The sequence below is a fragment of the Rhodovulum sp. PH10 genome, from assembly GCF_000293785.1.
Lineage (GTDB): Bacteria > Pseudomonadota > Alphaproteobacteria > Rhizobiales > Xanthobacteraceae > Rhodoplanes.
This window is the reverse complement of sequence record NZ_AKZI01000076.1, coordinates 1-11,947: the sequence shown is the minus strand read 5'-3', so window position 1 is coordinate 11,947 and position 11,947 is coordinate 1. Positions and strand designations below refer to the sequence as shown.

General features: G+C 68.8%; 11 protein-coding genes, 1 pseudogene and 1 CRISPR repeat array. Of the genes and pseudogenes, 4 read left to right on the top strand and 8 right to left on the bottom strand.

Features of this window, described 5'->3' with window-relative positions; all coding sequences use genetic code 11:
- The coding region (locus A33M_RS13100; RefSeq protein ID WP_202801882.1) for a hypothetical protein at positions 1-299 on the top strand (299 nt) is incomplete at its 5' end.
- A 199-nt stretch (positions 300-498) separates the two neighbouring features.
- Positions 499-639 (top strand): hypothetical protein, encoded by a 141-nt coding sequence (locus A33M_RS23960; RefSeq protein ID WP_008387847.1) that lies wholly within the window; start codon positions 499-501, stop codon positions 637-639.
- Between the two features lie 298 nt (positions 640-937).
- Here A33M_RS23960 and A33M_RS13095 read toward each other — a convergent pair whose 3' ends face one another.
- Both A33M_RS13095 and A33M_RS22435 read right to left on the bottom strand, forming a co-directional pair.
- Positions 938-1,990, bottom strand: coding sequence for a cytochrome-c peroxidase (locus tag A33M_RS13095; protein WP_008387846.1), 1,053 nt, complete (start codon positions 1,988-1,990; stop codon positions 938-940).
- A 370-nt stretch (positions 1,991-2,360) separates the two neighbouring features.
- The gene (locus tag A33M_RS22435) at positions 2,361-3,320 is read right to left on the bottom strand and encodes a helix-turn-helix domain-containing protein (protein WP_157223458.1); all 960 of its coding nucleotides are present in this window, start codon (positions 3,318-3,320) and stop codon (positions 2,361-2,363) included.
- Between the two features lie 406 nt (positions 3,321-3,726).
- Between A33M_RS22435 and A33M_RS13085 the strand changes: the two genes are divergently transcribed.
- Both A33M_RS13085 and A33M_RS13080 read left to right on the top strand, forming a co-directional pair.
- Positions 3,727-5,418 (top strand): methyl-accepting chemotaxis protein, encoded by a 1,692-nt coding sequence (locus tag A33M_RS13085; RefSeq protein WP_008387844.1) that lies wholly within the window; start codon positions 3,727-3,729, stop codon positions 5,416-5,418.
- Between the two features lie 21 nt (positions 5,419-5,439).
- Positions 5,440-5,802 (top strand): hypothetical protein, encoded by a 363-nt coding sequence (locus A33M_RS13080; protein WP_040620518.1) that lies wholly within the window; start codon positions 5,440-5,442, stop codon positions 5,800-5,802.
- A gap of 396 nt (positions 5,803-6,198) precedes the next feature.
- Positions 6,199-6,755: direct repeats of the CRISPR family, unit length 32 nt; unit sequence GTTTCGATCCACGCCCCTGCGTGAGGGGCGAC.
- A gap of 292 nt (positions 6,756-7,047) precedes the next feature.
- On the opposite strand, the gene cas2 is transcribed toward A33M_RS13080, so the two are convergent.
- The 6 genes and pseudogenes from cas2 to A33M_RS24980 form a co-directional block, all read right to left on the bottom strand.
- Positions 7,048-7,338 (bottom strand): CRISPR-associated endonuclease Cas2, encoded by a 291-nt coding sequence (gene cas2 / locus A33M_RS13075; RefSeq protein WP_008387840.1) that lies wholly within the window; start codon positions 7,336-7,338, stop codon positions 7,048-7,050.
- Positions 7,339-7,344: 6 nt separating this feature from the next.
- Positions 7,345-8,379, bottom strand: a complete 1,035-nt coding sequence (gene cas1c / locus A33M_RS13070; protein WP_008387839.1) for a type I-C CRISPR-associated endonuclease Cas1c — start codon at positions 8,377-8,379, stop codon at positions 7,345-7,347.
- Positions 8,376-9,023: a CRISPR-associated protein Cas4 gene (cas4, locus tag A33M_RS13065; RefSeq protein ID WP_008387838.1), complete on the bottom strand. Its 648-nt coding sequence runs from the start codon at positions 9,021-9,023 to the stop codon at positions 8,376-8,378. The genes cas1c and cas4 overlap by 4 nt, the downstream gene beginning before the upstream one ends.
- A 12-nt stretch (positions 9,024-9,035) precedes the next feature.
- The gene (gene cas7c / locus A33M_RS13060) at positions 9,036-9,995 is read right to left on the bottom strand and encodes a type I-C CRISPR-associated protein Cas7/Csd2 (protein WP_008387837.1); all 960 of its coding nucleotides are present in this window, start codon (positions 9,993-9,995) and stop codon (positions 9,036-9,038) included.
- The gene (gene cas8c, locus A33M_RS13055) at positions 9,992-11,743 is read right to left on the bottom strand and encodes a type I-C CRISPR-associated protein Cas8c/Csd1 (RefSeq protein ID WP_008387836.1); all 1,752 of its coding nucleotides are present in this window, start codon (positions 11,741-11,743) and stop codon (positions 9,992-9,994) included. The genes cas7c and cas8c overlap by 4 nt, the downstream gene beginning before the upstream one ends.
- Positions 11,740-11,947 (bottom strand): annotated as a pseudogene (locus A33M_RS24980) (hypothetical protein); the annotation flags it as partial. The gene cas8c and the pseudogene A33M_RS24980, both read right to left, overlap by 4 nt.

Below are 11,947 nucleotides of genomic sequence, written 5' to 3'. Positions count from 1 at the left end.
GCCGGCCGGTGCGCACGGTGTCGCGGCCGCGCGCCCGCGACAGCGCGCCGGTCGCTGCCCGGAGCGCCGCCCGGCCCACCGCGGCGAGCGCGAGCCGGCTCACGGCGCGGCCGAGCTACTGGACGACCTCCGGCTGGCAGGCGGCCCTGCCCGCCACGGTGCCGACGCCCCGCCCGCGCGGCGACGGCCGCAATTATCCGTCCTACCAGACGTATCGGACCGACCGGGGCCAGCCGCCGCATCCGGCCTTTTTCGGCTTTTCCCCGCCCCCCGAGACGACGACCGACACCGCGCGCTGATCGGGCTCTCGACGACCGGTCCCATCCAGGCGTCGTTGGCTCCTGCGACCAACGCCCGATTGACGGTGGCGGGGCTTCGATGCCATTGTGCGTTGCACATTCGTATCGTTGTCGTTTTTCGGAACCACCGACCTTTTCACACGTTGTCCAAATTGTCCGGACGGTCGGGTCGTGACGCCGTTTGTTCGGAGACACCCCCATGCCGCATCATTTCGTCGAGAAAGAAACGCTGATCCGCGCCAACAAGGCGATCGGGCTCGGGCTCGTCTGGGCCGGCCTCGTCGCCTGCCTGGTGGCGGCGATCGTGCACGACGTCGGGCGCTGGTTCGACGCCTGGTGAGCTTTCGAGGTGACCCGTTTGCGGGCCCGCCTGCGAGACGCTTGGTCGGCCGGCCGCCGCGCCGATGCCGCCATAACGCGCGCACGCCATTCTGGCGCGCAAACCTCTCGTGCAAGCCTGTTGCGAAACCGGGCGCTGCGGATCGCGTGCGACGAAATCGCGAGCGACGCAAAAAGGCCGTGCGAACCGGCGTCCGCACGGCGCTCGACCGTTTGGTTCGTCGTCTCGCCGATCGGCCGCCGGCGAAGGAAAGCCTCAGCCGGCGGGCCCGATCGTGCGGGCGCGATGGTGACGGCCGTCAGTTCTTGACGAGCGTGGTGTCGGGTTTCGGCGTGTTCTCGTTGCTGACCGGCAGGATCGGGATCTCGACCCGCGGCTGCTCGCCCGTCAGGGTGTGCAGGAACGCGGTGATCTGACCGATCTCGGTGTCGTTCAGCTTCTCGCCGAGCTGGCTGGTCGCCATCACCGACACCGCCTGCTTGAGGTCCCACACCTTGCCGGAGTGGAAGTAGGGCGCGGTCAGCGCGATGTTGCGCAACGGGCCGGCGCGGAAGACGTATTCGGCGTCGGCCGTCTTGGTCACCTCGAAGCGGCCGCGATCCTTCTCGGGCAGGATGGTGGCGCCCGGCTTCTCGACCACGCCGAACGGGTAATAGTCCTGGCCGCCGACATTGACGCCCGAGTGGCAGCCGACGCAGCCCTTCGACATGAACAGCGCGAGGCCCTTCTTCTCGGTCGCGTCGAGGGCGTTCTGATTGCCGTCGAGGAACTGGTCGAAGCGCGAGGCCGGCGTGATCAGGGTCGCCTCGAACGCCTCGATCGCCTTCGCCACGTTGTCGAAGGTCACCGGCTGCTTCTCGTTGGGGAAGGCGACCTCGAACTTGTCGACGTATTCGGGAATGGAGCGCAGCGTCTCCTCGGCGACCTTCGGCGTGTTGTTCATCTCGACGCCGGCCTGGATCGGCCCCTTGGCCTGGGTCTTCAGGTCGGCGGCGCGGCCGTCCCAGAACTGCGCCTTGTTGAACACCGCATTGAGCACGGTCGGCGCGTTGCGCGGCCCCTTGGCCCAGCCGTGGCCGATCGAGGTCTCGAGGTTGTCGTCGCCGCCCATCGCCAGGTTGTGACAGGTGTTGCAGCTGATCAGCTGCGAGCCCGACAGCCGCGGATCGAAGAACAGCATCTTGCCGAGCTCGATCTTCTCGCGGGTGACCGCATTGTCCTTCACGGCGGGGACCATGGAGGGGATCGGCTGAAAATAGCTGCGCGCGTCTTTCAGAAGCGCTTGGTCGTCTGCCGAAGCAGGCAAGCCGGCACAGGCGAGCATCGTCGCGGCCAGCAAGAATCTCTTCATGGCTCGACTCCGGTCTTTTTAGAATTGGAACAAGAAGCATTCCGACCGCGCAATCGAGCGCCCGATGCCGCAGTGCGGCGTTGAGGCATGTCAAACTTCCGCCACCGAGGTGCCACTTTATATCATTCTAAACTGCTGTCCGGGGCGCTTGACTGTCCCCCCGATGGTGCTGACCGCGACCTGCTGGTTCCGGCTGTGGTCTCGGCGGTTTTTGGCGAGTGAATGCCGTCCGGCACGCGGCGGGTGCGCTTCGGCGTGTTCACGCACGAGCCGTGGCGTGTTCACGCACGAGCCGTCGGTGCTCTTGCGCCGCCCGGCTCCGCCGCGCCGTCCCGAATCGCGGCCGTCGGTGGCGCAAAAAGATCGGCGGTCAGCGCGTGCCGCTCGCCGGCGGCACCCAGCGCCGGGCGTTGTGCAGCGTCTGGCGCGGCAGCTCGCCGAACGCGTCCTTGTAGGCGCGGGAGAACTCGCCGAGATGGTGGAAGCCGCAGGCCCGCGCGATTGCGCCGACGGTAGTGTCGGGATCGCCGCGGCCGAGCCGATCGCGGGCGTTGGCGAGCCGCTGGCGCAGCACGAACTGCACGATCGTGCAATCGAACTCGCGGCGAAAGAGCAGCTGGAGCGAGCGGATCGACAAGCCCGCCTCGTACGCCATCGACGCCGGATCGAAGGTGCGGTCGGCGTGCGCCCGGATGTACTCGACCGCGCGCGCGAGCGCGAGACTGCTCGACCCGGTGCGGCGGCGGCGTTCGGGCACGGCCGCGCGGGCGAGAAGTTGCGCGACCCGCAGCCGCAGCAGCTGCTCCTTGGCGCGTCGGAACTCGACGAGGTCGACGATCTCGTCGGGCCCGCCGTCGAGATCGGAGGCGAACTGCAGCACCCGCTCCGAAAAACGTCCGAACCCGTGGAGCTGCGGCTCGAAGCACACCGCGTCGAGCACCGCGCCGAGGTCGTGGTCGCACTCGAACAGGTCGAGCGCGGCCTGCAGCCGGGGGCGCGGAATGCGGATGCCGATGAAATGTCCGGGGCCGATACGCACCCGCATCTCGCGCGCCGGCAGGAAGAAGGTGGCGCGATTGCCGCGGATGGTGCGCTCGTGGGGTCCGCAGAAGGCGTGGAACGTGCAGGTGCCGGCGATGATCATGCGGACCGAGCTGGTCGCACGGGCCGCCGCGACCATCTCCGGCCGGGTGGCGGAGAACACCAGCCGCGAGCCTTCGCCGGTCCGCTCGAACGGGAAGATTGCAATCTCCCCGCGAAAAGGCCCTTCGCCCGACAACTCCAGGGTTTCTATCTCCGGCGCTTCGGCGCGCGCACATCGTTTGTGCACGTCGAAATCGGTCGTCCGCGAGACTCGAAACCTCCTGAACATGTGACTGGCTGGATGGTCGGTGCGTAGTCGCGCGCTGCGGGCTAACCAATACGCTGCCGGCGCGTTGCGGATTTTCGATAGTGGTGCGTAAAACCGTAAGTCGGCCGCTACATTACCTTGACCGCGCGCGGAGTCCACGATTTTTCATCGGTTTTTCTTTGTTTGATAACTTATCGTTAACCGCCGCGAACCGGTAATGGAGTGACGCGAAAACCTCGCGTTCCATCGTCGACGACACGCTGAAAAACAGATCGTGCGAGCTCTGCTCGGATCACGACACGCACACTCGTGCGCGGCGGCCCCCGCGCCGCGCCCGCCATACGAGAACCTCGGCTCATCGAGAACCTTGGCCTGGAGTGATCGAATGTCTCTGCTCACCCGCATCCGGATTCTGCCCAAAATTCTGAGCGTCGTCCTTCTGCTCGCGGCCGTCGCCGGCTTCGGCGGCTGGTACGCGGTCGACAAGCTCGGGCGCGTCGACGCCGGCTACTCGCGCTTCCTCGACAACGACGTGCAGGCCTGGATCGACCTCGCCCGCCTCAATCGCGTCCTCTACAACTACAATATGCTGATATACAAATACATCGTGCAGACCGACCCGGCGGCGGGGAAGGCCGTGCTGAAGAACATCGAAGAGGTCGGGGGGCAGGTCTCCCACTATTTCGATCTGGCGAAGCAAAAGGCGCCGCAATACGCCGATCGCCTGAACCGCAATCAGGACCTGTTCAAGGACACCCGTGGAAACGCCAGGCCGATCATCGCTCTCGTCGAGAGGGGCGATGCTGCCGGCGCGCTCGCCTTGCTGCAGGCGACCGTCGAGCCGCCGATCGCCAAGCTGATGGCCGACAATCTCGCGATCGGCACCGGGTTCGACACCGAGATCAAGGCCGGCTCGGACGCCCTCTCGGCGACCGCCGCCTCGGCCCAGCTGACCACCGCGACGATGATCGGCGTCGGCGTCGCGCTCGCGCTCGGCTTCGCCGTCGTGATCGCCCATTTCGGCGTCGCGCGGCCGATCACGGCGCTCGCCGCCGGCATGCGGCGGCTCGCCGATGGCGACTTCGACGTCGTGCTGGCGGGCATCGGCCGCAAGGACGAGGTCGGCGAGATCGCCGGGGCGGTCGAGGCGTTCAAGCTCAAGGCCGCCGAGAAGGCGCGCCTCGAGGCCGAGGAGAAGGCGGGGCAGGACCGCCGGCTCGCCGAGGCGCGCCGCACCGAGATGCATCGGCTCGCCGAATCGTTCGAGAGCGCGGTCGGCCACATCGTCGAGACGGTGTCCTCCGCCTCGACCGAGCTCGAGGCCGCCGCCGGCACGCTCACCGAGACCGCCGAGAGCACCCAGGGCTTGTCGGCGACGGTCGCCGCCGCCTCCGAGCAGGCCTCCGCCAACGTCCAGTCGGTCGCCTCCGCCGCCGACGAGATGTCCTCCTCGGTCGGCGAGATCGGCCGGCAGGTGCAGGAATCGACCCGGATCGCCGGCGACGCCGTGCGGCAGGCCGAGAAGACCGACGGCCGCATCACCGAGCTGTCGCAGGCGGCCAACCGGATCGGCGACGTGGTGCAGCTGATCACCGCGATCGCCGAGCAGACCAACTTGTTGGCCTTGAATGCGACGATCGAGGCGGCCCGCGCCGGAGAAGCCGGCAAGGGATTCGCGGTGGTGGCGCAGGAGGTCAAGGCGCTCGCCGCGCAGACCGCCAAGGCGACCGGCGAGATCGCCAGCCAAATCTCCGGCATGCAGGCGGCGACCCAGGACTCGGTCTCCGCCATCAAGGAGATCGGCGGCACCATCGGCCACATCGCCGAGATCTCGGCGGCGATCGCCGCGGCGGTGGAGGAGCAGGGCGCCGCCACCTCCGAGATCGCCCGCAACGTGCAGCAGGCGGCGCTCGGCACCACCCAGGTCGCCTCGAACATCACCAAGGTGAGCCAGGGAGCGGGCGAGACCGGCTCGGCCTCCGCCCAGGTGCTCGCCTCCGCCCACGCGCTCTCCGAGGAGAGCAGCCGGCTGCGCGTCGAGGTCGACCGCTTCCTCGCCGGCGTGCGGGCGGCCTGAGCCGAACGACGGGTGCGTGCGATGACGAACGTCGTTCCACTCCACGCGCCGCGCCCGGGCTCGGGCGCGGCGGCGATCGCGGGACCGCCGGACGTGACGGACGGGGTGCCGGAGGAGTTCCGCCGGCACCTCGCCGAGGTGATCGCCCTGGTCGGCCGGCTGATCCACTGCACCGATGCGCTCGGCGACGACCTCGCCGCGCTCGACGGGCTGTTGGGCTCGTCAGCGGCCCGCACCAGGCTCGCCTCGGCGCGCGCGACCGCCTGGGATCGCTATCTCGACCTCCTCGACGTCGCCGCGCGGGTCGGCGTCGAGACGTTCTGCGCCGGCGACCTCGTGATGCTGCCGGCCCACGAGCCGAAGCAGGAGCGCGAGCCGAAGTGAGAGCCGAAGCAGGAGCGCGAGCCGAAGTGAGAGCCGAAGCAGGAGCGCGAGCCGAAGTGGGAGAGGGAGCCGGAATCGAAGCCGGAGCGCGAGCCAGAGCGCGAGTTGCAGCGGCAGCCGAAGTGGGAGCCGTCGCGGGAGCCGAAGTGAGAGTGCGAGCCGAAGCCAGAGCGCGAGTTGCAGCGGCAGCCGAAGTGGGCGCGCGAGCCGAAGCCGTTCGACCCCGGTGGACGGTAATCGTCCGCACCGGCCTACGACCGGCTCACGGACGCGTGCGGATCGGCCTGCGACCGCAGCGCCAGGAGACGGCGAGAGACCGACGCGCGACGTGTTTGGCTCCTCGCTCCGGTGCGCGGGGCGACAGTCGGTGACCTTCTGCAGTCGATCGACGACGTCGTTTCGATCCACGCCCCTGCGTGAGGGGCGAGTCAGGCCGGCGTCGCCATGATCAATAGCCTCTGGGTTTCGATCCACGCCCCTGCGTGAGGGGCGACGCGTGCGCCGGGCGCAGATGGCGAGGGAGGGGTGTTTCGATCCACGCCCCTGCGTGAGGGGCGACCGACCGCGACGGGAAGCCTACCGCCAGCGACTGGTTTCGATCCACGCCCCTGCGTGAGGGGCGACGTTCGTATGGCTTATCTTGGCCGGCCGTGGCTGGGGTTTCGATCCACGCCCCTGCGTGAGGGGCGACTGACATCGCCGACGATTATTTCGATGAAGGTGCGTTTCGATCCACGCCCCTGCGTGAGGGGCGACATGCGCAACCGCTTCCACCCGATCCGGGACTTCCTGTTTCGATCCATGCCCCTGCGTGAGGGGCGACAACTTGCCCGGCTCCAGCGAGACCGCGGCGGTGTTTCGATCCACGCCCCTGCGTGAGGGGCGACCGGCGATCTGCGGCCCTTGCTGCGCCAACACCATGTTTCGATCCACGCCCCTGCGTGAGGGGCGACGCCCTCTCGATAAGCCATTCGGCGGACGAACGGAATGTTTCCGCATGCGCGAACACCCGAGCGCGCCGGAGGGCGGCCGGCCGGTCGGGCTCGGCTCGCTCCGTTGTCGTCGGACGATCGAGGTGTTGCGTCCGGCGCGAAGGGGCCGGGTGGGGCCGACACGCTCGGGGTTCGCGCACGCCGGGCACCGGGGCCCAGCACCGGAACTCGGCGCCGGAAACGGATGGGTATCGACTGTGCGCCACCGGCCGCTCGGAGCCGCTCGGAAGCCGCTCGCGACGGCACCCCGCCGTCACACGATGACGGGCCCGTCGAGGTCGAGCGTCGGCTTGGCGCCCACGTGCTCGACCCTCCGCTTGCCGTTGGCACCGAGGAAATAGTAGCGCAGGCTGTCGCTGGCCGGATCGATGATGCCTTCCAGCGTCACCCGCAACGCCGTCCATTGCGCCGGGTCGACCTCGATCTCGAACACCGAGAACTGCACGCGCTGGCCATAATCGCGGCAGGCTTTGGCGACGCGCCGCAAACGTTTGGCGCCACCGGCCCCGGACGTTTGCACATCGTAGGTGACCAGCACCAGCATGGCGATCTATTTCCAGAACCAGGCCGGATAGGCATCGAGGTCGCCGCGCAGATGCCGGGCGAGCAACTGCGCTTGCAGGTGCGGCACGAGCCCGAGTGGCGCCGTCTCGTCGATGAAGGGATGGCGTCGCTCCTCCTTCTTGCGGTCCTGCCAAGCCGTGATCACGGTCTTGCGCGCCTCGTCGGTCAGCAGCACGGCGCCGCCGTCGCGAGTCTCGAAGTCGCGCGCGCCGAGCTGGCGGCGGTTGAACAGCGACAGCGCCAGCCGATCGGCCAGCACCGGCCGCAGCTCCTCCATCAGATCGAGCGCGAGGCTGGGCCGGCCCGGCCGATCGCGGTGCAAGAAGCCGACCGCCGGGTCGAGCCCGTTCGCCTCCGCGGCGGCGCGGCAGTCGTGGGTGAGCAGCGTGTAGAGGAACGACAAGAGCGCGTTGACCGGATCGAGCGGCGGCCGCCGATTGCGTCCGCGAAAGCGGATCGCCGGGTCGACGCCGCGGAGCAGATCGTCGAACACCGCGAAATAGAGGTTGGCCGCCTCGCCCTCGGCGCCGCGGAGCACGTCCGCCCCCTCGCGCTCGAACGCCACGCGTCGCAGAATGCGCGCCAAGCGCTCGACCGTACTCTCCACCGCGCCGCGGCGCTCGGGTGCCATGTCGCTGCCGTGGTCGCGCAGCGCGCGCTGCAGGACGGCCCGCTGGTTCGCGATCTTGGCCGAGACGATGCTGCGGACGATCTCGGTCGGCGCCTCGGCGGCGCGATACTGTGCCCTGCGCAACAGCACGTTGCCGTTCACGGGCCCTTCGACGCGCGCCTCGAACCGGCCCTGGCGGTCGAGCAGCACCAGCGCGATGCCGGCCCGCGCCAGCGCGCCGATCAGCGGCGGCGAGACGTAGACGGCGCCGACCACCACCACCGAGCCGATCCGGTGCAGCGGCATACGGGCACGCTCCTCGCCGTCGATCTCGGCGACGACGTTTTCGCCGTCCTTGCGCAGCCCGGCGCCTTCGGTGGTGACGTAGAGGGTGTTGAGGAGCTTCCTCACGGCTCCGCCTCCCGGGCCAGCAGCGCGCCGACGGTGCGATCCAGGTAGGCGGAGGCCGAGCGGCGCGCGAGCTTGGGCCGGCACGCCTCGATCAGGGAGCACGCCCGGCAACGGTCGGCGCGCCACTCCGCGGGTGGGGTGCGCCCTTCCGCCACCAGTGCGACGAAGGCGCGCGCGGTCTCCTCGGTCAGCCGGCGCAGCTCGGCATCGAAGGCAACCACCGTCCGCCGTTTCGGCTCGGCGTAATAGAGCGCGCCCTCCGGCACCGGCCGCCCCGTCATCTCCTCGAGGCACAGCGCCTGGGCGCAGAGCTGGACCTCGTCGGCACGATGGGCCTTCGGCTTGCCACGCTTGTACTCGACCGGGAACGCCTTCTCGCCGTCCGGCCCGCGCCGGAACTCGACGAGATCGGCCACTCCGGCGAGCCCGAGCCGGGTCGAGGCCAGCGGCAATGCGGTCACCCGCCGGGCGCCGCGTCCGCCCCGCTCGGCGGCGGTGTGCGCGACGTCGTGCAGCACGCGACCCTCGGCGGTGAAGCGGTTCTCCTCCCAAATCCGCTCGACATGGATCAGCGCCGCCTGGCGCAGGCAATAGACCGCATGCTGGAGCGCGGAGATCGGCACCGGATCGTCGAGAGCGGCCATTCTCGCGTTCCGTCAGAGCACCTCGACGATCTCCACACCGTCCGGGAGGCCGTCCCGCGCGACGGCCACCTCGTAATCGGCGAAGCGGCGCGCCGGCGGCGCATTGTCGAGGCGCGGGTCGCCGAGATCGTAAACGTCGGTGCCGAACCGGCGACGGACCTTCACGCGCTCGAAGAGCGCGTGGGCCGGCGCGTTGCCGAGCGCGTTCGCATGCTCGAACACCACCACCTTGCGCGCCGCCATCTCGCCACGAGCCGCAGACCGGTCGTGCTCGAACATGTTCTTCAGAGCTTCGAACAGGAGGTCGAGATCGGCCTGCGAGAAGCCGGTGCGCTCGGCGAGCTTCGCGTTGACGAACAGGTGGGCGCGATAGAGCCCGTACGGCACGATGTACTTGCGCCCCATGGTCCGGTTGTCGGTGCGCTCGTCGCCCTCGCTCTTCTCGCGGTCGGCCTTCTCCTTCTCGGTGGTCGCGGCCATCCGGGTGATCGAGATCTCGAGCGGCAGGATCTTTTCGACCGAGGCGGCGAACGCCACCTGCACCGGACCGCGCACCTGGCCACAATTGATGCCGGTCGACATCACCGCGCCGAAGGTGCGCACGTCGAAGAAGTTGTCGCACATGAACCGGGTCAGCGCCCGCGCCTCGTCGTCGTTCTTCGGGTTGAGCTTGGCGCCGTCGCTCTTCCCGTCGTCGCGCAGCGCCTTGTACGCCTCGCGGTGCTTCTCGTTGAGGATCGAACCTTCCTGGACGTAGATGCGGTAGCCGGGCTCGGCGCCACGCGCCAGCTCGGCATAGTTGCGCACCTTGCGCTTCAGCGAGACGTCGCTGACGAGGCCGACATTGGTCTCCGGATCGATGCGCGGCAGGTTGCCGGCGTCGGGATCGCCGTTGGGGTTGCCGTTGGTGACGTCGAACAGGAAGACGATGTCGTGGCGGTGGACGAGCGGGGTCTTTTCCGGCGTGGTCATGCGCGCGCCTCCTCGGCGGCAGGCTTGTCCGCCTTGCGGTAGAACTCGTTGCGTTGATGGTGATAGCCGAGCCCGAACAGCGCCTGGCTCCGGTCCGGCAGGCTCGCGGGGAACGGATCGTCGGCGGGCGACATCACCTCCATGATCGACCCGATCTGCTTTTCCAGCACGACGCGAAGGCCCGGCTTCTGCTTGCCGAGCTTCGACAGGTGGTTCGCCGAGCCGGACTCGAGCAGGTGAAAAACCTTGCGGGGTTGAGCCGATGCGGCGCCGTAGAACTTGTCCTTGATGGTTGCGTTGATGCCGCCGAGGGCGGCGGACTGCACCTGCTCGTAGACGGCGAACAAGCGCCCGAGCAGATAGCCGGGGTCGTCGAAGGTGGGATCGAGCGCCACGGGCACCTCCATGCCGAAATTTCGGATCAATACCGATTTGAGGATGGCGACGCGCATCGCATTGACGTCGTGGTCGGCACGCATGCGCATGATGAGAGTGGAGAGCAGCGTCAGCGGGTAGGGCGCGCCTGCGAGGATGGCGCGCAGCCATTCGCCGGCGAGATTGGGCTGGATGTTCTCGCTTCTGCGCAGCGTCGCGGTCTCGATCAGCATCCGCCACATCGACGGCGCTGTTTCCTGCGGCGGCGGCACCACCCGCAGGCGCGCGACGTGCTCGAGCCAGCGGCGGCCGATCTCGCCGAAGTCGCCCTCGAAATAGAACCGCACCGACAGCCGCGCGGCGTTGGGCGACAGGCCGAGGACGTAGAAGCGGACGTCCGCCGGCAGCCCGGGCGCGATGTCGGCGACCGGGCGGCCGTTTCGGATCGCGTCGAGCACGGCGCGCACTCTCTCGCTCGCCGCGTTCTCGTCGACGCCTTCCGCGAACGCCGCTGCGAACAGATCCTCGGCGTCGGTGGCGGCCTGTGGATCGTCGGCTTCGGCCCAGAACACCGTCGAGGCGTCGCCGATCTGCAGACGATGGCGACTGCCGCGCTCCAGGAAGCGGTTCAGCGCGGTGGTGTAGGCGAACGCCGCCGCTTCGGAGACGGGGGCGTTGTCGCCCTGCTCGTGGTCGTAGGACGTGAAGGCCTCGAGATTGAACGAGACGATGGAGGCCCCGGCGGTCTGGGCGCCCCATACGCCCTTGATGGACGGGTGTAGGCGCGCGACTGGCCCGTGCTCGCCGGTGACGAGACAGGCCGCGCGGGTCGCTCCCGTCGCGCCGAGACGACCCGCCCAGACGTTGCGCGCCGCCGGCCGGTCATGAAGATATCTGTCGAGACGCTCGCGCTCCAGCGCGAACACCACGTTCTCGTCCTTCATGTCCGCCGGCCAGCCGAGTGCGTCGAACTCTTCTGGCCGCCACCAATCGAGAAAGCGCAGCAGGGCGACGAGCCCCTCGTCGTCGGTGCCGGCGAGCCAGTCGCGATGCTGCTCGACGAAGAATGCGTGCTCCTCGGCGGTGCGCTTTCCCTCGCCGGCGGTCACGCCGAGCACATAGGCCGTCTTGTCCCACAAGAAGTTCGCGGCTTTTCCCGAGGTGCGCTTCACCGCCTGCGGCACCGCGAGCGGACGACCGAGCACCTTGCGCCCCTCCTGCGTTCTCAGATCCGACGGGATACCGGAGGGCACTCCGTCCGCGTCGAGCGAGATCACGAAGCCGATTCTCTCGGTGCTGTAGCCGAACGGTGGCACCTCGTTGCGGTCCGCCATGCGCCCGTAAGCGCGGACCAGCGAGGCGAGCGCGCTCATCGGCGAATCTCCGGCGAGCCCGGCGGCGGCACCGCGAGTACGCCGTCGTCGAGCGTCGCCCGAAAGAACAGCGAGGCGCGATCGCCGGCGTGGTCGATGTCCCAGAGCATGAAACCGAGATCGCGCGACCTGCCGAAGCCGAGTTCGGACGTCCGATCCTCAGAGCCTGACCGAAAATTGAGTGAGTGATTTCGGGGGACTGTG